Raw genomic sequence first — 21258 nt, forward strand, 5'->3', positions numbered from 1 at the left:
CCCGTCCGCCGCCTTCCGTCCCAAGCGTCTCCGCTTCGGTGAGGCGGTATCTAGGCCCACACGCAAAAAGACGCAAGAGGAAAAAACACGACCGATGACGTTTTTATGTCGAAGCCAACAAACATTGATGTTTTTCGCGGCACATGACGAACGCCCGCACCGCTGGCCGTTTCCCGCCGCCCTCCCCTCCCCTGCCGAAGATGCCTTGATTCCTTCCGCCCGGTGGGGATTCTATCGCGCACACCCATAAGGACATTCCCATGACGCCCGATTCACGCAACGCCGCCAAGTCCGTCCTGTCTTCCGACCTCCGCATCAACGGCGACATCTTCTCGGAAGGTGCGGTAGAGATCCTCGGCACGGTCGAGGGGAACATCACGGCCCGCGCGCTGATGATCGGCGTGGACGGCACGCTGAACGGGATGGTCACGGCCGACGCGGTGGAGGTGAAGGGCACGCTGGAAGGCCGCGTCGCCTGCGTGAACCTGACCTTGCGCGCCCATGCCCGCGTGACCGCCGACGTGATCTACCAGACCGTGGTGATCGAGGATGGGGCGGCGCTGCAGGGCCGCTTCACCCTGGACAAGCCCTGATCCCGCCCGCGCGCCACCCCTCGGACGGCGCGCGGACTTCTTTCAAAGCTTGTAGATCGTCCGGAACTTCGCTTCGAGATAGCCCAGAAGCGGCTCCTCGTTCGGTTCAAACCCGCAGGCGTGACGGATGGTGTCGCGCGGACCGCGCAGGCCGCCGAACCGTTGCAGGTTCTCGCGCAGCCAGTCCAGCGCCTCGGCCGTCTGCCCCTGCGCCAGTTGCGCGTCCAGATCCGGCACGGCCTCACGCAGCGCCTGGTGCAGGCAGCCGGCATAGACGTTGCCCAGCGCATAGGTCGGGAAATAGCCGAACAGCCCCACCGCCCAGTGCACGTCCTGCAGCAACCCGTGTGAGGGCCGGTCCACCGCCACCCCGAAATCGCGCAGGAAGCGGGCGTTCCACGCCTCCTCCAGATCCTCGGCGTCCAGCGCGCCACGGATCAGGTCCCGCTCCAGATCAAAACGCATCATGATGTGCAGGTTGTAATGCACCTCGTCCGCTTCGGTCCGGATGAAGCCGGGGGCCACGCGGTTCACCGCCCCGTGGAAGGCGTCGGCATGGCCCAGACCCAGATCGCCGAACCGCTCCGTCATCTCGTTGAACAAGAAACCGGTGAAGGCGCGGCTGCGGCCCAGCTGGTTCTCGTAGATCCGGCTTTGGCTCTCATGCACGCCCATCGACACGCCGCCCCCCAGCGGGGTCAGCAGATAGTCCGGATCGATCCCCAGCTCGTAGCAGGCATGGCCCACCTCGTGGATGGTGGAATAGATGCAGTTGAAGGGGTCCGTCTCCACCACCCGGGTGGTGATCCGCGCGTCGTTGCCGGAACCGGAGCTGAAGGGATGCACCGCCAGATCCAGCCGACCGCGCGTGAAGTCGTAGCCGAAGGTCTTGGCCAGATCGCGCGCCAGACGCATCTGCGCCTCGGCGCCGAAATGACCCTCCAGCGGCTTCGGCTGATGCTCGGACCCCATCACCGCCTCGCGCAGCGCCACAAGGCGCGGGCGCATCCGGTCGAAGATGGCGCCGATCGTGTCGGCCGTCGCCTCGGGTTCGTAATCGTTCACCAGCGCGTCGTAAAGATCGCCGCCGCCCGCCAGCGCCGCCGCCTCCTCGCGCCGCAGCCGCACCACCTGCGACAGCGTGGGCAGGAACGCCGCCACGTCGTCCTTGGCGCGGGCGTCGGCCCATGTCCCCTGCGCGACCGAGGTGACGCGCGCGATCTCCTCGGCCAAACGGCCCGGAACCTTTGTGGCGCGTTCATAGCTGCGGCGGATCAGGCGCAGCTGGGCTTCCGCCTCCTCATCCTCGGCATCGGCCTGTGCCAGCCATTCGGCGATGCGCGGGTCGGTGCGGCGGGCGTGCAGGACGCCTTCCATCGCCGCCATCTCTTCGCCGCGCTGTTCCACCGCACCGCGCGGCATGACCGTTTCCTGGTCCCAGCCCAGCCGGCCGGCCACCTGGGCCAGCGCCTCGGTCTGACGCTGGAACGCCATCAGGTCCTTGTACGCGCTCATGCCGTGCCTCCGCGAAGGGATGTGACTTTGGGATACTGCGACAGATAGCGCGCGCGCAGGATCAGCACCCACAGAACGATCGCGCCGATCTGGTGGGTGATCGCCGGATGCAGGCTGGCCGCCGTCAGCACCGTGACGATGCCCAGCGCGACCTGCACCCAGATCATGCCGAACACCATATGGAACGCGGTTCGCGTGGCCTTGTGGACGGACTTGCGCCCGCGCAGCCAGACGACGATGCCGAAGACGAACACCAGATAGGCGACCATGCGGTGCACGAACTGCACAAGGCCGGGGTTCTCGAAGAACGCGCGCCACGCCGCGCCACCGTCAGGCACATAAAAGGCGTCGGCCGGGAAGAACGACCCGTTCATCAGCGGCCAGGTCGGGAAGCTGCGGCCCGCGTCGATCCCGGCCACCAGCGCGCCCAGCAGGATCTGCAGGAACACCAGATGCAGAAGGCCGGTGGACATCCCGAACTGCTTGGCCTCGCGCACGCGGCGGGCCTGCAGAAGCTGCCCTTCCGTCCGCCCCAGCAGCAGCGCGTACCATGTCAGGAAACCAAGGATGACGAAACCGATCCCCAGATGCGTCGCCAGCCGGTAGCTCGCGACCGAGGTCATGTCCCCTTCCAGCCCCGACGCCACCATCCACCAGCCGACCGCCCCCTGCAGCCCGCCCAGCACGCCGACCCACAGCAGCCGTTTCGTCCAGCCTGCGGGGATCTTGCCCGCGATCCAGAAGCCCAGGAAGCCCAGCGCCCAGACCAGCCCGATCACACGGCCCAGGAAGCGGTGCCCCCATTCCCACCAGTAGATCTGCTGGAACTGGCCCATCGTCATGCCTTCGTTGGTCAGGCGGTATTGCGGGCTTTGCTGGTAAAGGTCGAACTCCGACTGCCAGTCGGCGGCGTTCATGGGCGGGATCGCCCCCGTCACGGGCTTCCACTCGGTGATTGACAGCCCCGCGTCGGACAGGCGCGTCAGCCCGCCGATGACGATCATGACCGCCACCAGCGCGAACAGCACCATCAGCCAGATGCGGATCGCGCGGCGGGCGCCGCCGGTGCCGCGGTCGATCAACCCACCGGCCTGCGGGGCGGCGGGCGTCGCGCCCTCCCCCACCTCTTCGAAGATGCTGCGTTTCGCCATAACAGGGGCCCTTATCGTTGCGGGCTGACAGTAGTCCCCGCGCCCCCGCGGTTCAAGCTGACGGAATGCCCACGGGCAGCACGGTCGTGTGCTTGATCTCCTCCATCGACAGCAGGGCCGTCACGTTGTAGACCCGCACCTCGGAAATCAGCGCCTGGTAGAAGCGGTCATAGGCCCGCGCATTTTCCACCCGCACCTTCAGGATGTAGTCGATGTCGCCCGCCAGCCGGTGCGCTTCCAGCACCTCGGGGCGTTCCTGCAGGGCCTTCAGGAAGCGGCGCTGCCATTCGGCCTCATGCTCGGACGTGCGGATCAGAACGAAGAAGCAGGCTTCAAGACCCAGCGCCTCGGCGTCCAGAAGGGCGGTCTGGCGCAGGATGACGCCCGCCTCCTTCATGCGGCGGATGCGATTCCAGACAGGGGTCTTGGAGCTGCCGATCTTGCGCGCGATCTCGTCCAGCGACTGCGAGGCGTCCTGCTGAAGTTCCGCAAGGATCTTCCGATCCATTTCGTCCAGACGGGCAGCCATTCGCATCCTCCTTCAAAACGGGGAACCACGTTCCCTTCCCTGCCCTTATGCGAACAACTGTCCTTATCCGCAAGGGCGGATGGCGCGAGCAGCGGAGAATGCTCTATATCTGGGGGAAGATTTTCCCATCGGAGCGACGCCATGACCACCCAGCCCGCCCTGACCGCCCCCGGAACCGTGACCTTCGCAGGCGCGGGCCCCGGTTCGGCCGACCTGCTGACCATGGGCGCGTTCCGGGCCATGCAGGAGGCGGACGTGGTGATCCACGACCGGCTGGTGGGACAGGAGGTGCTGGACCTGATCCCCGCCCGCACGACGCGCGTGGATGTGGGCAAGGAAGGCTTCGGCCCTTCCACCCCGCAGGGGGCCATCAACGCGCTGATCGTGGGCCACGCCGGCACCGGCGCGCGGGTACTGCGCCTGAAGGGCGGCGACTGCGCCATCTTCGGCCGCCTGGATGAGGAGATCGAGGCGCTGGAACGCGCCGGCATCGCGTTCCACATCCTGCCCGGCCTCACCTCCGCCTCGGCCGCCGCGGCGGCGATCGGGCAAAGCCTGACGAAGCGCGGGCGCAATCGCGGCCTGCGCATCGTCACGGGCCATGACATGGACGGTTTCGCCGATCAGGACTGGAAAGGCCTCGCCCGGACGGGGGAGGTCGCCGCGATCTACATGGGCAAGAAAGCCAGCCGCTTCCTTCAGGGCCGCCTGATGATGCACGGCGCCTCCCCCGACACGCCGGTCACGTTGGTCGAAAACGCCTCTCGCCCCGACCAGCGGATCATCGAGGCGCGGCTGTCGACGCTGGCCGACTGCGCCGCGCGCCTGACCGGCCCCGCCATCCTTCTGTATGGCCTTGCCCCCCGCGCCGCCGCCCACACCCTGCCCCTAACCGACCAGAACGAGGCCACCGCATGAGCCGCAAATTCACGCCCAAGGTGGTGACCGCCAACGACCTGCTGATCGGCGACGTCGTCTACCTGACCGCCGACGACCAGTGGACCCGCGAACACGCGCAGGCCGAACTGATCGAGGACGAGGCCCACGCCCAGTTGCGCCTTCTGGACGGCGCGGGGCAGAAGAACATCGTCGTGGGCGTCTATCTGGCCGACGCCATCGCCGGTCCGAACGGGCCCGAGCCCACGCATTTCCGCGAGGTGTTCCGCACCCGCGGTCCGTCCAACTATGCCCACGGCAAGCAGGTCGGCGAACAGCCCGGCCCCCGCCAGCCCTAAGGAGGCCGCGATGTATTCCTATAACGAGTTCGACGAGGCCTTCGTGCGCGAGCGTGTGGCCCAGTTCTCCCAGCAGGTGGCGCGCCGCATCGACGGCAGCCTGACGGAGGACGAGTTCAAGCCGCTGCGCCTGATGAACGGCCTGTATCTGCAGCTGCACGCCTACATGCTGCGGGTGGCGATCCCCTACGGCACGATCAACCCCACCCAGATGCGCCAGTTGGCCCATATCGCGCAGACATGGGACAAGGGCTACGGCCACTTCACCACGCGCCAGAACATCCAGTTCAACTGGCCGCTGTTGAAGGACGTGCCCGCGATCCTGTCCGCACTGGCCGATGTGGGGATGCACGCGATCCAGACCTCCGGCAACACGATCCGCAACGTTACGGCCGACCATTTCGCCGGTGCGGCGGAGGATGAGATCGAGGATCCGCGCCCCTATGCCGAACTGCTGCGCCAGTGGTCCACCGACCATCCGGAGTTCCAGTTCCTGCCGCGCAAGTTCAAGATCGCCGTCACCGGCAGCCCCAACGACCGCGCCGTGGTGAAATCCCACGACATCGGCCTGCGCATGATCCGTCGCGGGTCCCAGGTCGGGTTCGAGGTGCTGGTGGGCGGCGGCCTTGGCCGCACGCCGATGATCGGACAGGTGGTGCGGGACTTCCTGCCCATCCCCGACCTGCTGCCCTACTGCGAGGCGATCGTGTCGGTCTACAACCTGCTGGGCCGCCGCGACAACAAGTACAAGGCGCGCGTGAAGATCACCGTGCACGAAAACGGGTTGGAGGAGATCCAGCGGCAAGTGGAGGCGCGCTTCGCCGAGATCCGCCCGACCTTCCACGGCCACGACCAGGCCTTGCTGGACGACATCCGCGCGGCCTTCGCGCCCCCCGCCTTCCGCAACGCGCCGACCGACGCGCATGACACCGCACTGGCCGATCCGGTCTACCGCGCCTGGGCCGACACCAACCTTGCCACCCACCGCAACGCCCAATACGCCATCGTCACGATCAGCCTGAAGAAGCATGGCGAAACCCCCGGCGACGCCACTGCCCACCAGATGCGCGTCATGGCCGACATCGCCGAACGCTTCGCGCATGGGGAACTGCGGATCAGCCACGAACAGAACGTGATCCTGCCGCATGTTCACAAGTCGGACCTGCCGATGGTGCACGCGATGCTGCAGCAGGCGGGCCTCGGCACGGCGAACGTGGGCCTCATCTCCGACATCATCGCCTGCCCCGGCATGGACTACTGCGCGCTGGCGACGGCCCGGTCCATTCCCGTGGCCCAGCAGATCGCGACCCGGTTCGAGGAGCTGAAGCTGGAACACGACGTGGGCCCGCTGAAGATCAAGATCTCGGGCTGCATCAACGCCTGCGGGCACCACCACGTGGGCCATATCGGGATCCTCGGCCTCGACCGTGCGGGGGTGGAGAACTACCAGATCACGCTGGGCGGCGACGGCACGGAAACCGCCGTCATCGGCGAACGCGCGGGTCCCGGTTTTGCCTATGACGAGATCGTGCCCGCGATCGAGCGTCTGGTCCGCGCCTATCTGGACGTCCGTTCCGAACCGTCGGAAACCTTCCTGCAGACTTACCGCCGTCTGGGCCTCGGCCCCTTCAAGGCCGCGCTTTATCCGGCGGAAGGAGCGCAGGATGCCGCTTGATCCCGGCCTGTCCCTGTCGGACCGCGCCGCGCACCTGAACGAGAGATACCGCAACCATGCGGCCATCTCGGTGATGGAGCTTGCGCTGCGCGATCACGACGTGGGGGAAACGGCGCTGGTGTCGTCGTTCGGGGCGGAGTCGGTGGTGCTCCTGCACATGGCGTCGGTTCTGGACGCGCATCTGCCGGTGCTGTTCATCGACACGCAGATGCTGTTTCCCGAAACGTTGGCCTATCAGGCGGAACTGGCCGACAAGCTGGGCCTGACCAACATCCAGACCATCCGCGCCGACGAGGCTGCGGTCGAGTTCGAGGACCCCGACGGCACGCTGCACCAGTTCAGCACCGACGCCTGCTGCGCCCTGCGCAAGACGGTGCCGCTGGAACGCGCCCTTTCCGGCTATGACGCCTGGATCACCGGCCGCAAGCGTTTCCAGGCCGGCACCCGCGCCGCGCTGGAGTTCTTCGAGCCCGATGGCGACACGCGCCTGAAGATCAACCCGCTGGCGATGTGGGGCCGCGAGGACATCGAGGATTACATCGTCAACAACCGCCTGCCGCGCCACCCGCTGGTGGCCAAGGGCTACCCCTCCATCGGCTGCGCGCCCTGCACCAGCCCCGTGAAACCGGGCGAGGATCCGCGCGCTGGCCGCTGGCGCGGCAGCAACAAGACCGAATGCGGCATCCATTTCATCAATGGAAAGCCCGTTCGCATCGAAAAGGACAACGCCGCATGACCGTCATCGTCACCGACACCGGCTTCAAGGCCGACGACCACAACGCCCCCATCGTCCCGCTGGCCGAGCTGACGGACGAAACCGCCGTGGACCTGGCGAACACGGACGATCCGGCGCAGCTTCAGGGCCGGCTGGACGACCTGCGCCTGATCCGCATCGCGTTTCCGTCCTCGGCCGACGGGCGGGGCTTCACGCAGGCCGCGCGCCTGCGGCGCATGGGCTACACCGGCCGGCTGCGGGCGCAGGGGCATGTGATCGCCGACCAGTACGCCATGGCCCGCCGGGCGGGCTTCGACGAGGTGGAAATCTCGGACGAGCTGGCCGCCCGCCAGCCCGAGGACCAGTGGCGCTTCCGCGCGGACTGGCGCGCCCACGACTATCAGGCGCGGCTGAAGGCTTGAGGTTTCCCCTCGCCTGCCGCACCCTAGGGAAAGGATAAGGAATGACCGACACCATGACCATCAACCCCGTCAAAGAACTCAGCCCGGCGCAGCCCGACCCGAACGCCCAGACGGTGACGTCGGTCCGGCACTGGACCGACTCGCTGTTCTCGTTCCGGGTGACGCGGCCGCAGACCCTGCGCTTCCGGTCGGGTGAATTCGTGATGATCGGCCTGCCCGGCGACAACGGCAAGCCGATCATGCGCGCCTATTCCATCGCCTCGCCCAACTGGGACGAGGAGCTGGAGTTCTATTCGATCAAGGTGCCGGACGGCCCGCTGACCTCCCGCCTGCAGAACATCAAGGAAGGCGACCAGATCATCCTGCGGCCCAAGCCCGTGGGCACGCTGGTCCATGACGCGCTGATCCCCGGCAAGCGGGTCTGGTTCCTGGCCACCGGCACGGGCTTCGCCCCCTTTGCAAGCCTGATGCGCGACCCCGAGACGTACGAGAAGTTCGACGAGGTCATCATGATGCACACCTGCCGCACGTCCGAGGAACTGACCTATGGCCGCGAACTGGTGGAATCGCTGGAAACGGACGAACTGCTGGGCGAACTGGTGGCAGGCAAGCTGAAATACTATCCCACCACCACCCGTGAGGAGTCGCCCCTGATGGGGCGGATCACGGACAACCTGTCCTCGGGCAAGGTCTTCGCCGATCTGGGGCTGGAGCCGATGAACCCTGCCACCGACCGCGCGATGGTCTGCGGCTCGCTCGCCTTCAACCAGGACGTGATGAAGGTTCTGGAAGGTTACGGCCTGCACGAAGGGGCCAATTCCGAACCCCGCGAATACGTGGTGGAAAAGGCCTTCGTGGGCGAAGGGGTTTAAAGCCCCAGCGCCTGCCGGACCGAGGCGAGGGCCGCTTCCAGCGTTTCGGGCGTCTGTTCGGCGGCGCCCAGCGCGTTCTGCAGCGTCAGCTTCGTCGCCTCGGGCAGGTTCTGCGCGTCGATGTAGGACCGGGCGCGTTCCGGATCGTAGTTCTCCACGCTGAAGATGTCGGCGGGCGACAGGCCCGCCAGGGCTTGCGCCGCCGCCTGAGTGGCCGCCTGCGCCGCCTGCTGGGCCCGGTCCGCGGCTGCCGCAGCGCTTTCCGCCGCGGCCGTGGCCTTCGCGGACTCGGCCGCATTCTCCAGAGCCGATTGCGCTTCGGCCGAAGCGTTGGACGCGGCGGCGGTCGCGGCGTCGGCCGCGGCCGAAGCGGTGTTCGCGGCCTCCTCCGGATCGCCCGCCTCTTCCGCGGCCATGCGCGCCATTTCCGCCGCATCCTCCGCCTCGGCCTGCGCTTCCTGTGCGGCGACCGCCTTCTGGGCCGCTTCCGCCGCCTCTCTCTCTCCGGGCAGATAGACGAACTGGTGATAGCCCACGGCCGCCAGAACGATCACGATCGCCGCGATGAGAATGGATTTGAGCATGCATGTCTCCTTGGATGTCGTTCCGTCAACGAACCCGGCGCGATTCGCGTTCCCGCCGGCGAAATCCGGTTGAACACGGGCGGGGGAGAGCTTACTTTATTCTCGATTCAAATCTCCGAAGGACCTCCACCATAGCCCGCAGACCCCACAACGCCCCGCCGCAACGTGACACCGGACCCCGTACCAACGAACGGATCCGCTCGCCCGAAATCCGCCTCATCGGCGCGGACGGCGAGAATGTCGGTGTGGTCACCCCCGCGCGCGCCATGGCCATGGCGGAAGAGGCTGGTCTCGACCTCGTCGAGATCTCGCCCAATGCGGAACCGCCGGTCTGCAAGATCATGGACTTCGGCAAGTTCAAGTACGAGCAGCAGAAGCGTGAGGCCGAGGCCCGCAAGAAGCAGCACATCATCGAGATCAAGGAAGTGAAGTTCCGTCCCGGCACGGACACGCACGACTATGACGTGAAGATGCGCTCGGTCCTGAAGTTCCTAGGCGAAGGCGACAAGGTGAAGGTCACCCTGCGCTTCCGCGGCCGCGAGATGGCCCACCAGGATCTGGGTCTGGCCCTGCTGAACCGCGTCGCCGGCGACGTGAACGAGGCGGAAGCGGGCAAGATCGAATCCATGCCCAAGCTGGAAGGCCGCCAGATGGTCATGATGATCGGCCCGGCGAAGTAAGACGAAAGGCGCGGTGTTTCGCGCCTTTTTTCATTCGTCCGGAAGGCGCGGGAAACCGGGCCTTTTCCTATTGATCCGGACGGCGCGCCAGATCCCGCAGTTCGGCCGTCCGCGCTTCGGTCATCCGCGTCCGGCACTGCGCCTCCACCATCGGCTGCAGGGATCCCCCGGCATAGCTCCACGCCTCGGCCGCGCAGCCCTTGTCGCGCAGGGTGATCCAGCCCTTCTGCGCCGCGCGCAACGCCTCGGCCGCGCCCTGCCGGTCCGCGGCCAGCCCGTCATCCACCGCGTGCATCCGTCCCATCGCCGGCACCCAGGCCTCGTTCAGCGCCTTGTCCGCCGCCTCCAGCGCGATCCCGGCACAGCGCGTCATCTCGCCCTGCGTGGTCGCCTGATCGCAGTCCTGCGCCATGGCCGCCGCCGGCAGCATCGCCAGCACGAATGCCCGAAAGATCATCACGTCGTCTCCCTTGTGGTGGCTCAATGGTATGACTAGGCCCGCGGGGGGCAAGTCCTGCTGGAAAAGCCGGCGGCAATCGGCTAGCGCTGCGGCATGACCCAGACCCTTACGCTTCGTCGTCCCGATGACTGGCACCTGCACCTGCGCGACGGCGCGATGCTGAAGGCCGTCTTGCCCGAGACCGCACGCCATTTCGCGCGCGCGATCATCATGCCCAACCTCGTGCCGCCGGTGGTCACCGCCGCCGACGCCACCGCCTATCGCGACCGTATCCTTGCGGCCCTGCCCGAAGGCATGGCGTTCGAGCCGCTGATGACCCTGTACTTGACGGAACACACCGATCCGGCCGACCTGCGCGCGGCGGCGGAAAGCGGTCTGGTCAAGGCGGTGAAGCTGTATCCTGCGGGCGCCACCACCAACTCCCACGGCGGGGTGCGCGATTTGGACAAGGTCCGCCCCGTGCTGGAGACGATGGCCGAACTGGGCCTGCCCTTGTGCATCCATGGCGAGGTCACGACGCCCGAGGTCGACATCTTCGACCGCGAGGCCGTGTTCATCGACACCGTGCTGGACCCGCTGCGCCGCGCCACCCCCGGCCTGCGCGTGGTGATGGAGCATATCACGACCGAACAGGGCGTGGCCTACGCCCGTGCCAGCGGACCGGATCTGGCCGCGACGATCACGACGCACCACCTGGTCATCAACCGCAACCACATCCTCGTGGGCGGGATCAAGCCGCACTACTACTGCCTGCCCGTGGCGAAGCGCGAACAGCACCGCCTGGCCCTGCGCGAGGCGGCCACCAGCGGCGACGCGCGCTTCTTCCTCGGCACCGATTCGGCGCCGCACATGGACGCGCTGAAGGAACATGCCTGCGGCTGCGCCGGCTGCTTCACAGCCACCAACACCCTGTCGATCCTCGCCGAGGTGTTCGAGCAGGAGAACGCCCTGGACCGGCTGGAGGCGTTCACCTCCCTCAACGGGCCGGCCTTCTACCGGCTGCCGGTGAACGATGGCACGATTACCCTGACCAAGGGCAATCCCGTGGCCTATCCCGACAAGATCGACACGGGCGAGGGTCATGTCACCGTCTTCGATCCGGGCTTCCCGCTGCACTGGCGCGTCGCCTGATCCCCTCGCCATTCTGCCCAACCGGGGTCGGGACGTTCCCGGCCCCTTTCTTCAAGGAGCCGCCATGATCCCCACGTCCTTCCCGCCGCGCGAAGAGATCGCCCGCCTGACTGCCCGCATGCTGCTGGAGATCAAGGCCGTCCACTTCAACGCCGAAACGCCCTTCACGCTGGCCTCGGGCCTCCCCTCCCCCACCTATATCGACTGCCGCAAGCTCATCTCCTATCCGCGCATCCGCTCCACCCTGATGGACTTCCTGACCGTCACGGTGATGCGCGACGCGGGGTTCGAGGCGTTCGACAACATCGCGGGCGGTGAAACGGCAGGCATCCCCTTCGCCGCGCTGGTCGCCGAACGCATGGCCTTGCCCATGACCTATGTGCGCAAGAAGCCCAAGGGCTATGGCCGCAACGCCCGGATCGAAGGCGCGATGTCCGAAGGCCAGCGCGTGCTTCTGGTGGAGGATCTGACCACCGACGGCGGATCGAAGCTGTCCTTCGTGGACGCGATTCGGGAAACGGGGGCGACCTGCGCCCACACCGCCGTCATCTTCTATTACGGCATCTTCCCGGAAACGACGCAGCGGCTGGCCGATCACGGCGTGACGCTGCATCACCTGTGCACCTGGTGGGACGTGCTGGCCGAAGCCCGCAGCATGGGCACCTTCGACGACGCTACCTTGGCCGAGGTGGAGGCTTTCCTGACCGCGCCCCGCCTGTGGCAGGACGCCCGCAAGGCCTGATCTCGAACCCGGGGCGGCGCATTAGCCTTTGCGCCGCCCCACCGCTTCGCGCTATGAAGGAGGTTCCCCAAAAGCGCGATGTCCGATGAACGAGATTACCCAATTCCGCCCGAACACCCCCGGCGAAACGGACGCCCTGCCCCATAACATCGAGGCGGAACAGCAGCTTCTGGGCGCGATCCTGACCAACAACGACGTGTATGACCGTGTGGCATCCCTATGCCGGGCCGACCACTTCTACGACCCCGTGCACGCCCGCATCTTCGAGGTGGCCGCGGCGCGCATCCAGAAGAACGCCCTCGCCTCCCCCGTGACGCTGAAGGCGTTTCTTGAGGATGATCCGGGCCTGCGCGAACTGGGGGGGCCCGCCTATCTGGCGCGTCTGGCCGGGGCCGCCATCTCGGCCTTCGCGGCGCGCGATTACGCGCAGATGATCTACGATCTGGCCGTGCGGCGCGAGCTGATCGGGCTGGGCCGCGACATCTCGGCCCGTGCGGCGAAGGTGGACGTCGCCTCCGAACCCAAGGAACAGATCGTGGAGGCCGAGCAGCGCCTTTACAAGCTGGGCGAACAGGGCGTGGCGGAACGGGGCTTCCAGTCCTTCCTGAAGGCCGTGACCGACGCCGTGAACGTGGCCAACGCCGCCTATCAGCGCGACGGCGGGCTGGCCGGCATCTCCACGGGCCTTGTCGATCTGGACAAGAAGCTGGGCGGGCTGCACCCGTCCGACCTTCTGATCCTGGCCGGTCGTCCCTCGATGGGGAAGACCTCGCTTGCGACCAACATCGCCTTCAACATCGCCAAGGCTTACAAGCGCGGCATCACCCATGACGGCACCGAAGGCGCGGTGGAAGGCGGCATCGTCGGCTTCTTCTCTCTGGAGATGTCGGCCGAACAGCTGGCCGCCCGGATCCTGTCCGAAGCGTCGGAGGTCCCGTCCGAGCAGATCCGCCGCGGCGACATGACCGAATCCGAATTCCGCCGTTTCGTGGAGGCCGCCAAGGCGCTGGAAGCCTGCCCGCTTTACATCGACGACACGCCCGCCCTGCCGATCTCTCAGGTCGCGGCGCGCTGCCGCCGCCTGAAGCGGACGCATGGGTTGGACGTGTTGATGGTGGACTACCTGCAGCTTCTGAAGGGATCGTCGAAGGAATCCCGCGTGCAGGAGGTGTCGGAGATCACCCAAGGCCTGAAGGCCATCGCCAAGGAACTGAACATCCCCGTGATCGCCCTGTCGCAGCTGTCGCGCCAAGTCGAATCGCGCGAGGACAAGCGCCCGCAGCTGTCGGACCTGCGCGAGTCCGGCTCCATCGAGCAGGACGCGGACGTGGTGATGTTCGTCTACCGCGACGAATACTACAAGGAACGGGAAAAGCCGGGCGACCATGATCTGGAGGCCATGGCCAAGTGGCAGCAGGTGATGGAACAGGTGCACGGCAAGGCTGAATGCATCATCGGCAAGCAACGTCACGGGCCGATCGGCACGGTGGAGCTGTCCTTCGAAGGCCGCTTCACCCGCTTCGGCAACCTCGTGAAGCCCTGGCAGCAGGGCAGCGATTTCTGAAGGCGCTTGCCTGTCCGGGAATGGGTCCGCGGGCACGTGCCAAGGCACGGTCGGATTACCCCATACGGTTTACCGCTGGACAGCGTCCATAGGCGCAAGAAGCCCGCGACTCCAAGGTGAAGGTCGGGCAGCACCCGCGATATCGCGCGCACCGGCCCACTGGGCTTGAGATAAGGTCACGCGGCGCGGGTAATAGCAGGCGCACTGGTCAGACGACACGAGCCAACCGGTAGGTCAGGCAGCGCCCGCAATTTGTTCTCGGGCGGGGCGGCCAACAGGCCACGCTGTCCGAATGGCGCGTCGCCTTCGATTCGCATCCGGCGGACCCTTGCGAAGTTCCGTCGACAACAAGGAATGCACGACCTCCCTCGCACACGTGTCTAAGGCACGCGAGCCCACTGAAGGGTCCGTAATGCCCGCGACCCGTCGGCGGGCCGGGCTCAGCGGCGAACGGGCCGTGCGCTGGCCGCGCGGAAGGACTGCATCACCTCGCCCTCCGGATGCTCCATCGCCATCTTCAGCAGGGCGAAGCGGACATGTGCCAGCTCCTCGTAGTAGGAGATGAAGGCAAGGTTCACCGCCGCCCCCGTGGCCGCCCCCAGCAGGGGCACCGTTTGCGCCGCCAGCTTCTGGCTCAGCACCGCCGCCAGCCGGGGCGCGACCGAGGCGATCAGCCCCTGCGCCCCCGCCCCCGTCAGCGCCACGCGCGAGGCGAGGAAGGCGGTGTTCGTGCCCTCGTCCTCCTCGAACGGGGTGCCGGAGCCGAAGACGCGCAGGCATTCCAGCCGGACCGCCTCCTCCTTCGGATCGAACCCGTGTTCGGCGGCGACCTTCTGGATCGCGGCGAAGAAGATGGACACGGTGGCAGGCAGTTCCACGATCGAACTCGCCATGCCGCCGAATCCGCCGAGGCCACCGGACATCACGGCGGCCACCTTGTGCCCGTGCTTGCCGACGCTTGGCAGGCGCGAGCCGTGCGCGGCCGAGGCGACGCCATAGCAGCGGCGCAGCGCGAAGGCCGTCGCCTCCTCGATCCGGATGCGGATGGGGGACGGGATGCGGTCCATCAAGCCTTCGGCCCGGTGCCCGGCGAAGGAGATGACCTTCATCAGCGGTCCGCCCGCCTTTTCGGCACGGCGCGCAAGGGCCGCAATCTCGGCCTCGGTTTCAGGGGAAAGCGGCGTCAGAACGGGCGTTTGCGGCATGGGCACCTCCATCCCCGCAAAGGTAGGGGGCGACGGGCCGCGCACAAGTCATTCCGCGACCGTCAACCCGCGGCCGCCCAGCATCAGGCGGTTTTGCCGCACCGGCGCGAAGACCAGATCGCCGTCCAGCACATCGGCAATCTCCCTCTCCGACACCCAGACGTCCGGCACCACATCGCGCCGCTCCACCCCTTCCGGCCCTTGCACGAGCCCGATCGTGCCGGTGGTAGAGAGCACGAGTGCCTGATCGCCGGGAATGTCCGGAAGGAACGGGCCGATGACCATCACGCAGCCAGGCCGCCCGTCGGGCAGACGGGTGTTGCAGCTTTCCGTCAGGTTTTCGCGCAGGTGGTCCGGAAGGGCGGCCAGAAGGCGATCGCGCGCCACCGTCTGGTCGGCCGGCCGCACCGCCAGAATCTCCTCCAGCGGGCGCAGGACCGGAGATGCGGGGATCAGCTCCCCCAGTTCCGCACGCGCCGCCTTTCCCGCATGCCCCCACTGATCGAAGGGCACATTCTCCGGCGCCTCCACCCGCCCGGCCCGGATGCGATCCGCTTGATCCTGCGCGGCGATGTGTTGGGCGTCCAGAAGCGGCGTCTGCCAGACCGCGGCCAGCAGCACCAACCCGCCGGCCAGCCAGACGTTGCCGCGCCGGATGGCGTTCATCCAGCCCCGCCGCGGCACCGCCACCAGATAGACCAGCCCGTAGACCAGCCCCACCCCCCCCGCCACCACGGAGGCGACTCGGGAGGGGGTCCAGCCATAATCCCCCACGCGCACCGCGATCGCCCACAAGGCCAGCGCCGCCGGAACCGGCAGGATCGCGGCCAGCGCCCGCGCGCTCCACACCGTCAGAGGAAGCTGGACGGCATGCGCATCGTCCCGGTCCACCGCCACGGTTACCAGGGTGGCGATGGCCGCGCAGATCCCCAGCAACGTGCCCGCCGCCGAAAAGCCGCCGAACAACCCTGACACCCCCCGCAGGGGCAGCGCGATGATGAAGACCGCCACCACCACCAGCACGACCGGAATCAGCAACCGCATCAGACGCAGGATCAGGAACGGGGTCACGTAATCCGACAGCTCGTCCGCCACCGCGATGGCCAGTCCGAAGGCCACGCCCGTCAGCACCATCCAAGCGCCGGGATGGTCGATCAGCTGCCCGATCCATTGAACCCCCACGATCGACAGAAGCGAGTCCGACAGGAACACCACCGCCCAGAAAATGCCCGTAAACAGCGCCGCCGCGATGAAGCGTACGACGATGCCCCAGCTGTGGTGGAACAGCTGCACGTAATCACGCCCGCCCCCCGCGATGCAGAAGGGCAGCGGCACCAGCACCAGAACAAGAAATGCCACGACCCCAAAGGAGCCATGCATGTCGCTGGACAAGTCGAACCGCAACGACATCGCCACCAGCAGCGCCGAGGCGACCGCCGCCACCCCGGCGGCGCGCAAGGCGGCGCGTCCCAGCGACAAGGGCCCCGCCATGGCCAAAAGCCCCGTGAAGAAGGCGCAGGTGAAGGCGATCAGGGCCAGCATCGGACGGTCCGGCAGGACCATGTCCCCCGCCATCCGGTAGATCGCCCAAAGCCCCGTTCCGGCCAGCCCGCCGATCAGGGCCATCACGGCCCGCCATGTCATCGCCTGTGTCCTCATCCTTCCGTTCTGCGCGAGGTTGCGGGTCCGGACAAGCCCCCGCCCTTGCGAAACCGCCCCCTGCGCGCTACACCGCAGGGCAACGAAAAATCCCGGAGCCTTTCCATGTCGATCGACATCGAGACCGCCCGCAAGGTGGCGCATCTGGCCCGCATCCGCGTGGACGAAAGCGACCTGCCTGCGCTGGCCGGCGAACTCAGCAACATCCTGTCCTTCATGGAACAGCTGAACGAAGTCGACGTGGAGGGGGTGGAGCCGATGACCTCGGTCACGCCGATGCGGCTGAAGCGCCGCGCCGACGTGGTGACCGACGGCGACATGGCCGACAAGATCCTGAAAAACGCCCCCGACGCCCGCGAGGGTTTCTTTGCCGTGCCGAAGGTGGTGGAATGACCGCGAACACCCTGACGATCGCCGCCGCCCGCGACGCGCTGAAAAAGCGCGAGATCACGGCGGTCGAACTGACCGAAACCTGCCTTGCCGCGGTGGACGCCGCCGACGCGCTGAACGCCTATGTCCACAAGACGCCCGAGATCGCGCTGGAACAGGCCCGCGCCGCCGACGCGCGTCTGGCGGCGGGCGACGCGCCGTCGCTGTGCGGCATCCCGCTGGGCATCAAGGACCTGTTCTGCACGAAAGGCGTGCCTTCGCAGGCGGCGTCGAACATCCTGAAGGGGTTCAGGCCGGAATACGAATCCACCGTCACGGCCAAGCTGTTCGACGCGGGCGCCGTCATGCTCGGCAAGCTGAACATGGATGAATTCGCCATGGGTTCGTCCAACGAGACGTCGTGCTACGGTCCCACGGTCAACCCGTGGAAGGTGGACGAGGTCAAGCGGACGGCCGGCGGATCCTCGGGCGGTTCGGCGGCGGCGGTCGCGGCCGACCTGTGCCTTGCGGCCACGGGCACGGACACCGGTGGGTCGATCCGCCAGCCCGCGGCCTTTACCGGCATCGTCGGCATCAAGCCGACCTATGGCCGCGTGTCGCGCTGGGGCACAATCGCCTACGCCTCCAGCCTGGACCAGGCGGGCCCGATGACAAAATCCGTCCGGGACGCCGCGATCTTCCTGCAGGCCATCGCCGGGCACGACGCCAAGGATTCGACCTGCGCCGACCTGCCCGTCCCGGATTTCGAGGCGGCTCTGACCGGCGACATCCGCGGCAAGAAGATCGGCATCCCGCGCGAATACCGCATGGACGGCATGTCGGCCGAGATCGACGCCCTGTGGACCCGCGGCACCGAGATGCTGCGCGACGCCGGGGCCGAGATCGTGGACATCTCCCTGCCCCACACGAAATACGCCCTGCCCGCCTACTACGTCATCGCGCCGGCCGAGGCTTCGTCGAACCTCGCCCGCTATGACGGTGTGCGCTATGGCCACCGCGCGGCGCTGGAGGCGGGCGACGGCATCGTCGACATGTATGAAAAGACCCGGGCCGAAGGCTTCGGGAAAGAGGTGCAGCGCCGCGTGATGGTGGGCACCTACGTCCTGTCGGCGGGCTTCTACGACGCCTATTACAACCGCGCGCGCAAGGTTCGCGCCCTGATCAAGCGCGACTTCGAGATGGTGTTCGCCGAAGGCGTGGACGCGATCCTGACGCCCGCCACCCCGACGGCGGCCTTCGGTCTGGGTGCCATGGTCAGTGCCGACCCGGTGGAGATGTATCTGAACGACGTCTTCACCGTCACGCTGAACCTTGCGGGCCTTCCGGGCGTTTCGGTTCCTGTGGGGCTGGACGCCAAGGGCCTGCCGCTGGGGCTGCAACTGATCGGTCGGCCGTGGGACGAAGCCGGCCTTCTCAATCACGCCTATGTGTTGGAGCGGGCGGCGGGCTTCGTGGCGAAGCCCAACAAATGGTGGTAAGGGCGCTTCGGTGATGGTCAGAGGGCGGACAATGGTGCGGATTTCTTCGATGTTGCTGGGCGCGCTAGCCCTCGCCGGATGCGCGTCGCAGGCGCCCGACAGCTATCAGGCCTATATGCGCAACCAATCGGGCGGCACCGGTGGCTATGCCCAGGGCCCGGCTGCGGCCCCGGCTCCGCAAGGATTCACGACCGAAGGCGCGCTGGACGCCATCAATTCGGCCGGCTCCACCCCTTCTGCGGCGGCCGCCCCTCTGCCTTATGGCGAACGCCCGCGCGGTAACGCCCCCACCAACATCCGGCCCGAGATCGGCGAGATGGCGGGCGTGGCGGGCCATACCGGCATCTCGAACGAGAATAGCTTCGAAGCAGTGTCGGCCCAGCGGTCGATCGCCGAGGATGCGGCCGTGATCGCGCAGAACCGGTCGCAATACGTGCAGGTGCAGCCCACGGCCGTGCCTTCGCGCCCCAACGACAACACGCCGAACATCGTGTCCTACGCGCTGCAGCAAAATCACGCGCGCGGGCAGCAGATGTATGGCCGGTCGTCGGTCCGGTTCAGCAACGCGCAGCAGCAATGCGCGCAATACCTGTCGGCCGATCTGGCACAGGAAGCCTTCCTCGCCTCGGGCGGGCCGCAGCGCGACCGCAACAACCTCGATCCCGATGGCGACGGCTATGCCTGCGCCTGGGACCCGGCCCCCTTCCGCGCCGCAGCCGCACGCTGAGCCTGTCGCCCAATCACGGCCCGCGCCGCGACGGCGCGCGGCCCGAGCTGATCGTCCTCCACTACACCGCCATGGCCACCTGCGAGGCCGCGCGCCAGCGCCTGTGCGATCCGGTGGCCGAAGTCTCGGCGCACTGGCTGATCTCCGAATCCGGTGAAACCATCGCCCTGGTGGACGAGGACTGCCGCGCTTGGCACGCCGGCGCGGGGGTCTGGCAGGGGCATGATGACGTCAACTCCCGCTCCATCGGGATCGAACTCGCGAATGACGGTGCCTCCCCCTTTCCCGACCCGCAGATGAGGGCGCTGGAAGACCTGCTACGCGGCATCATGGACCGCTGGCAGATCGGGCCGCAGGGCGTCATCGCCCATTCCGACATGGCGCCCGACCGCAAGACCGATCCCGGGCCCCGCTTCGACTGGCGGCGGCTCGCGCGGCAGGGCCTGTCCGTCTGGCCCGCCCCCGCCGCCCCCGGTGATTTCGAAGCGGCGGCGCAGGCGTTCGGCTATGCCCCCTCCCCCGCCCTGCTGGGGGCTTTCCGGCTGCGGTTCCGCCCTTGGGCCACCGGACCCTTGGACGACACCGACCGCGCCCTTGCGGCGGGCCTTGACGCGGGCGCACGGGCCACGTAACCCCGCCATTGCGCGGATGGCCGGATGACCGCGGGGGGCAACCTTCGAGGAAAGTCCGGACTCCATGAGGCAAGGGTGCCGGGTAACGCCCGGCCGGGGCAACCCGAGGGAAAGCGCCACAGAGAAGAGTCTGCCACGACCGCCAGAGGTTTCGCCCTGTGGCACCGGTGCGTGGCGATGGTGAAACGGTGGGGTAAGAGCCCACCGCGGACCTGGCAACAGGGACGGCACGGCAAGCCCCACCCGGAGCAATGCCGAATAGGGACCTCGCGCCTGTAAGGTCCGCGCGCAAGCGGAGACCACAGGCAGGGACGCTTCAGCCCAGAGGTCCGGGTTGGCAGCTAGATCCCGCCGGCAACGGCGGGACCAGAGGAATGGTCATCGAAGGGAGGCAACTTCCGGAACAGAATCCGGCTTACAGGCCATCCGCGCAATCAGACGGCCATCGACAGCATCCACAGCGCCATCAGCACCATGATGACGTTTTCGGTCAGCGACACGAAGCCCAGGGGCACGTTGCTGTTGCCGCCCACGCAGGCGCATTTCAGCTCCCGCTTCTCCACGTACACGGCCTGGAAGACGGACACGGCGCCGATGATGCCGATGAACAGCGCGACCGGGATCGACACCCAGTTCAACACGCCGGTGATCATCAGAAGGCCCGCCGCCGTTTCCGCGAAGGGATAGACATAGCCGTAGCCCACCCACCGCTTGGCCAGCAGGTCGTAGTTCAGGAACATGGTGGAGAAGCTTTCGATATCCTGAAGCTTCTGCAGGCCCAGAAGGCACATGGCGAAGGGAATGGCCCACATCAGCCACGAGGAGAAGCTCAGATCCCCCACGACCCAGCGGGCGGCCAGCGCCATCAGGCCCGCGACGGCAAAGATCGCCAGCACGGGCGTGTAGGTCAGTTGGTCCTTGGAACGGACGGGATCGCCGAAGAAGGCCCGCAGGTCGGTGTGCCCGCCCACGCGGTCATCGCCGATGAAGGTCTGGGGTGTGGTCTTCACGCCGTGCTTTGCCTTGAAGGCGTCCACCTCCTCGCGCGTGGTCAGGTGATGATCCTCCACCACATAGCCGTTCCGCTCCAGCAGCGCCTTGGACTTCAGGCCGAAGGGACAGGTGTGCCCCGGCATGACCATCCGGTACAGCACCGCCTTGCGTTTCGATTCGCCGCCCATTCCCCAACTTGCCGTCATGCCACTGATCCTTTCCGTTCCCCTTCGAATGTAAGGATCGAACGCCCGCGTTCCAGCCCAAGTTTTCCATGGGGCTGTGACCGATTGCCCGTTGACTCTG

General features: G+C 67.2%; 24 protein-coding genes and 1 other RNA gene. 17 read left to right on the top strand and 8 right to left on the bottom strand.

All coding sequences use genetic code 11. The features are described 5' to 3' along the window. Together PIJ50_RS15355 and PIJ50_RS15360 are read left to right on the top strand one after the other, a co-directional pair. Positions 1–250 (top strand): hypothetical protein (locus PIJ50_RS15355; protein WP_271976431.1); only part of this gene is annotated, 250 nt, incomplete at its 5' end. A 10-nt stretch (positions 251–260) separates the two neighbouring features. Continuing rightward, a complete protein-coding gene (locus PIJ50_RS15360; RefSeq protein WP_271976434.1) occupies positions 261–593 on the top strand; it encodes a bactofilin family protein in 333 nt (110 codons plus the stop codon). A gap of 42 nt (positions 594–635) precedes the next feature. Here the strand turns inward: PIJ50_RS15360 and PIJ50_RS15365 are convergent, their stop codons facing one another. From PIJ50_RS15365 to PIJ50_RS15375, 3 genes are read right to left on the bottom strand one after another with little or no spacing between them, the layout of a single operon-like run. Further along, complete coding sequence (locus PIJ50_RS15365) at positions 636–2108, bottom strand: carboxypeptidase M32 (protein ID WP_271976435.1); 1473 nt, start codon at positions 2106–2108, stop codon at positions 636–638. Then, positions 2105–3259, bottom strand: coding sequence for a heme A synthase (gene ctaA / locus PIJ50_RS15370; protein WP_271976436.1), 1155 nt, complete (start codon positions 3257–3259; stop codon positions 2105–2107). Before ctaA ends, PIJ50_RS15365 begins: the two co-directional genes overlap by 4 nt. 52 nt (positions 3260–3311) lie before the next feature. Next, positions 3312–3788 carry an Lrp/AsnC family transcriptional regulator gene (locus tag PIJ50_RS15375; protein ID WP_271976437.1) on the bottom strand — a complete coding sequence of 159 codons (477 nt, stop codon included), beginning with the start codon at positions 3786–3788 and terminating at the stop codon, positions 3312–3314. Between the two features lie 141 nt (positions 3789–3929). Here PIJ50_RS15375 and cobA point away from each other — a divergent pair, with 141 nt between their 5' ends. From cobA to PIJ50_RS15405, 6 genes are read left to right on the top strand one after another with little or no spacing between them, the layout of a single operon-like run. After that, positions 3930–4706, top strand: coding sequence for a uroporphyrinogen-III C-methyltransferase (gene cobA / locus PIJ50_RS15380; protein ID WP_271976438.1), 777 nt, complete (start codon positions 3930–3932; stop codon positions 4704–4706). After that, on the top strand, positions 4703–5023 hold the full coding sequence (locus PIJ50_RS15385) for a DUF2849 domain-containing protein (protein ID WP_271976440.1): 321 nt from the start codon (positions 4703–4705) through the stop codon (positions 5021–5023). The genes cobA and PIJ50_RS15385 overlap by 4 nt, the downstream gene beginning before the upstream one ends. Positions 5024–5033: 10 nt before the next feature. After that, entirely contained in the window at positions 5034–6698 is a 1665-nt protein-coding gene (locus PIJ50_RS15390; RefSeq protein ID WP_271976441.1) for a nitrite/sulfite reductase, read from the top strand. After that, positions 6688–7434 (top strand): phosphoadenylyl-sulfate reductase, encoded by a 747-nt coding sequence (locus PIJ50_RS15395; protein WP_271976442.1) that lies wholly within the window; start codon positions 6688–6690, stop codon positions 7432–7434. Before PIJ50_RS15390 ends, PIJ50_RS15395 begins: the two co-directional genes overlap by 11 nt. Then, positions 7431–7835: a DUF934 domain-containing protein gene (locus PIJ50_RS15400; protein ID WP_271976443.1), complete on the top strand. Its 405-nt coding sequence runs from the start codon at positions 7431–7433 to the stop codon at positions 7833–7835. Before PIJ50_RS15395 ends, PIJ50_RS15400 begins: the two co-directional genes overlap by 4 nt. Positions 7836–7876: 41 nt before the next feature. Then, the gene (locus PIJ50_RS15405) at positions 7877–8707 is read left to right on the top strand and encodes a ferredoxin--NADP reductase (RefSeq protein ID WP_442900750.1); all 831 of its coding nucleotides are present in this window, start codon (positions 7877–7879) and stop codon (positions 8705–8707) included. Here PIJ50_RS15405 and PIJ50_RS15410 read toward each other — a convergent pair. Beyond that, the gene (locus tag PIJ50_RS15410; protein WP_271976445.1) at positions 8704–9291 is read right to left on the bottom strand and encodes a hypothetical protein; all 588 of its coding nucleotides are present in this window, start codon (positions 9289–9291) and stop codon (positions 8704–8706) included. The two genes, PIJ50_RS15405 and PIJ50_RS15410, sit on opposite strands and share 4 nt — an antisense overlap. Positions 9292–9305: 14 nt before the next feature. Between PIJ50_RS15410 and infC the strand changes: the two genes are divergently transcribed. Continuing rightward, positions 9306–9971 (top strand): translation initiation factor IF-3, encoded by a 666-nt coding sequence (gene infC / locus PIJ50_RS15415; RefSeq protein ID WP_442900751.1) that lies wholly within the window; start codon positions 9306–9308, stop codon positions 9969–9971. A gap of 67 nt (positions 9972–10038) precedes the next feature. On the opposite strand, the gene PIJ50_RS15420 is transcribed toward infC, so the two are convergent. Continuing rightward, positions 10039–10428 (bottom strand): lysozyme inhibitor LprI family protein, encoded by a 390-nt coding sequence (locus PIJ50_RS15420; RefSeq protein WP_271976446.1) that lies wholly within the window; start codon positions 10426–10428, stop codon positions 10039–10041. A gap of 96 nt (positions 10429–10524) precedes the next feature. Here PIJ50_RS15420 and pyrC point away from each other — a divergent pair, with 96 nt between their 5' ends. From pyrC to PIJ50_RS15435, 3 genes are all read left to right on the top strand, one after another. Continuing rightward, positions 10525–11562, top strand: a complete 1038-nt coding sequence (gene pyrC / locus PIJ50_RS15425; RefSeq protein WP_271976448.1) for a dihydroorotase — start codon at positions 10525–10527, stop codon at positions 11560–11562. A 64-nt stretch (positions 11563–11626) separates the two neighbouring features. Then, positions 11627–12304, top strand: coding sequence for an orotate phosphoribosyltransferase (locus tag PIJ50_RS15430; protein WP_271976450.1), 678 nt, complete (start codon positions 11627–11629; stop codon positions 12302–12304). Between the two features lie 85 nt (positions 12305–12389). Continuing rightward, the gene (locus PIJ50_RS15435) at positions 12390–13868 is read left to right on the top strand and encodes a replicative DNA helicase (protein ID WP_271976452.1); all 1479 of its coding nucleotides are present in this window, start codon (positions 12390–12392) and stop codon (positions 13866–13868) included. A 440-nt stretch (positions 13869–14308) separates the two neighbouring features. Here the strand turns inward: PIJ50_RS15435 and PIJ50_RS15440 are convergent, their stop codons facing one another. Beyond that, on the bottom strand, positions 14309–15073 hold the full coding sequence (locus tag PIJ50_RS15440; protein WP_271976453.1) for an EcsC family protein: 765 nt from the start codon (positions 15071–15073) through the stop codon (positions 14309–14311). 48 nt (positions 15074–15121) lie between these two features. Further along, on the bottom strand, positions 15122–16717 hold the full coding sequence (locus PIJ50_RS15445; RefSeq protein WP_271976454.1) for a DUF4153 domain-containing protein: 1596 nt from the start codon (positions 16715–16717) through the stop codon (positions 15122–15124). Positions 16718–16837: 120 nt separating this feature from the next. Here PIJ50_RS15445 and gatC point away from each other — a divergent pair, with 120 nt between their 5' ends. The 5 genes from gatC (at position 16838) to rnpB (ending at position 20393) form a co-directional block, all read left to right on the top strand. Continuing rightward, the gene (gene gatC, locus PIJ50_RS15450; RefSeq protein ID WP_271976455.1) at positions 16838–17125 is read left to right on the top strand and encodes an Asp-tRNA(Asn)/Glu-tRNA(Gln) amidotransferase subunit GatC; all 288 of its coding nucleotides are present in this window, start codon (positions 16838–16840) and stop codon (positions 17123–17125) included. Next, positions 17122–18600 carry an Asp-tRNA(Asn)/Glu-tRNA(Gln) amidotransferase subunit GatA gene (gene gatA / locus PIJ50_RS15455; RefSeq protein WP_271976456.1) on the top strand — a complete coding sequence of 493 codons (1479 nt, stop codon included), beginning with the start codon at positions 17122–17124 and terminating at the stop codon, positions 18598–18600. The genes gatC and gatA overlap by 4 nt, the downstream gene beginning before the upstream one ends. A gap of 49 nt (positions 18601–18649) precedes the next feature. Continuing rightward, complete coding sequence (locus PIJ50_RS15460; RefSeq protein WP_271976457.1) at positions 18650–19327, top strand: hypothetical protein; 678 nt, start codon at positions 18650–18652, stop codon at positions 19325–19327. Further along, positions 19324–19959 carry an N-acetylmuramoyl-L-alanine amidase gene (locus PIJ50_RS15465; RefSeq protein WP_271976476.1) on the top strand — a complete coding sequence of 212 codons (636 nt, stop codon included), beginning with the start codon at positions 19324–19326 and terminating at the stop codon, positions 19957–19959. Before PIJ50_RS15460 ends, PIJ50_RS15465 begins: the two co-directional genes overlap by 4 nt. 12 nt (positions 19960–19971) lie before the next feature. Then, positions 19972–20393, top strand: an RNA gene (gene rnpB / locus PIJ50_RS15470) — RNase P RNA component class A. Here rnpB and PIJ50_RS15475 read toward each other — a convergent pair. After that, on the bottom strand, positions 20394–21158 hold the full coding sequence (locus PIJ50_RS15475; RefSeq protein ID WP_271976459.1) for a MauE/DoxX family redox-associated membrane protein: 765 nt from the start codon (positions 21156–21158) through the stop codon (positions 20394–20396). Positions 21159–21258 lie beyond the last annotated feature (100 nt).

This window comes from Falsirhodobacter sp. 20TX0035, assembly GCF_028307215.1.
Lineage (GTDB): Bacteria > Pseudomonadota > Alphaproteobacteria > Rhodobacterales > Rhodobacteraceae > Falsirhodobacter.

What these genes read in the sequence shown, in the direction of transcription:
- PIJ50_RS15360 (WP_271976434.1), top strand. Translation starts at nt 261, where the DNA reads ATGACGCCCGATTCACGCAACGCCGCCAAGTCCGTCCTGTCTTCCGAC.
- PIJ50_RS15365 (WP_271976435.1), bottom strand. Translation starts at nt 2,108, where the DNA reads ATGAGCGCGTACAAGGACCTGATGGCGTTCCAGCGTCAGACCGAGGCG.
- ctaA (WP_271976436.1), bottom strand. Translation starts at nt 3,259, where the DNA reads ATGGCGAAACGCAGCATCTTCGAAGAGGTGGGGGAGGGCGCGACGCCC.
- PIJ50_RS15375 (WP_271976437.1), bottom strand. Translation starts at nt 3,788, where the DNA reads ATGGCTGCCCGTCTGGACGAAATGGATCGGAAGATCCTTGCGGAACTT.
- cobA (WP_271976438.1), top strand. Translation starts at nt 3,930, where the DNA reads ATGACCACCCAGCCCGCCCTGACCGCCCCCGGAACCGTGACCTTCGCA.
- PIJ50_RS15385 (WP_271976440.1), top strand. Translation starts at nt 4,703, where the DNA reads ATGAGCCGCAAATTCACGCCCAAGGTGGTGACCGCCAACGACCTGCTG.
- PIJ50_RS15390 (WP_271976441.1), top strand. Translation starts at nt 5,034, where the DNA reads ATGTATTCCTATAACGAGTTCGACGAGGCCTTCGTGCGCGAGCGTGTG.
- PIJ50_RS15395 (WP_271976442.1), top strand. Translation starts at nt 6,688, where the DNA reads ATGCCGCTTGATCCCGGCCTGTCCCTGTCGGACCGCGCCGCGCACCTG.
- PIJ50_RS15400 (WP_271976443.1), top strand. Translation starts at nt 7,431, where the DNA reads ATGACCGTCATCGTCACCGACACCGGCTTCAAGGCCGACGACCACAAC.
- PIJ50_RS15405 (WP_442900750.1), top strand. Translation starts at nt 7,877, where the DNA reads ATGACCGACACCATGACCATCAACCCCGTCAAAGAACTCAGCCCGGCG.
- PIJ50_RS15410 (WP_271976445.1), bottom strand. Translation starts at nt 9,291, where the DNA reads ATGCTCAAATCCATTCTCATCGCGGCGATCGTGATCGTTCTGGCGGCC.
- infC (WP_442900751.1), top strand. Translation starts at nt 9,306, where the DNA reads ATGTCGTTCCGTCAACGAACCCGGCGCGATTCGCGTTCCCGCCGGCGA.
- PIJ50_RS15420 (WP_271976446.1), bottom strand. Translation starts at nt 10,428, where the DNA reads ATGATCTTTCGGGCATTCGTGCTGGCGATGCTGCCGGCGGCGGCCATG.
- pyrC (WP_271976448.1), top strand. Translation starts at nt 10,525, where the DNA reads ATGACCCAGACCCTTACGCTTCGTCGTCCCGATGACTGGCACCTGCAC.
- PIJ50_RS15430 (WP_271976450.1), top strand. Translation starts at nt 11,627, where the DNA reads ATGATCCCCACGTCCTTCCCGCCGCGCGAAGAGATCGCCCGCCTGACT.
- PIJ50_RS15435 (WP_271976452.1), top strand. Translation starts at nt 12,390, where the DNA reads ATGAACGAGATTACCCAATTCCGCCCGAACACCCCCGGCGAAACGGAC.
- PIJ50_RS15440 (WP_271976453.1), bottom strand. Translation starts at nt 15,073, where the DNA reads ATGCCGCAAACGCCCGTTCTGACGCCGCTTTCCCCTGAAACCGAGGCC.
- PIJ50_RS15445 (WP_271976454.1), bottom strand. Translation starts at nt 16,717, where the DNA reads ATGACATGGCGGGCCGTGATGGCCCTGATCGGCGGGCTGGCCGGAACG.
- gatC (WP_271976455.1), top strand. Translation starts at nt 16,838, where the DNA reads ATGTCGATCGACATCGAGACCGCCCGCAAGGTGGCGCATCTGGCCCGC.
- gatA (WP_271976456.1), top strand. Translation starts at nt 17,122, where the DNA reads ATGACCGCGAACACCCTGACGATCGCCGCCGCCCGCGACGCGCTGAAA.
- PIJ50_RS15460 (WP_271976457.1), top strand. Translation starts at nt 18,650, where the DNA reads ATGTTGCTGGGCGCGCTAGCCCTCGCCGGATGCGCGTCGCAGGCGCCC.
- PIJ50_RS15475 (WP_271976459.1), bottom strand. Translation starts at nt 21,158, where the DNA reads ATGACGGCAAGTTGGGGAATGGGCGGCGAATCGAAACGCAAGGCGGTG.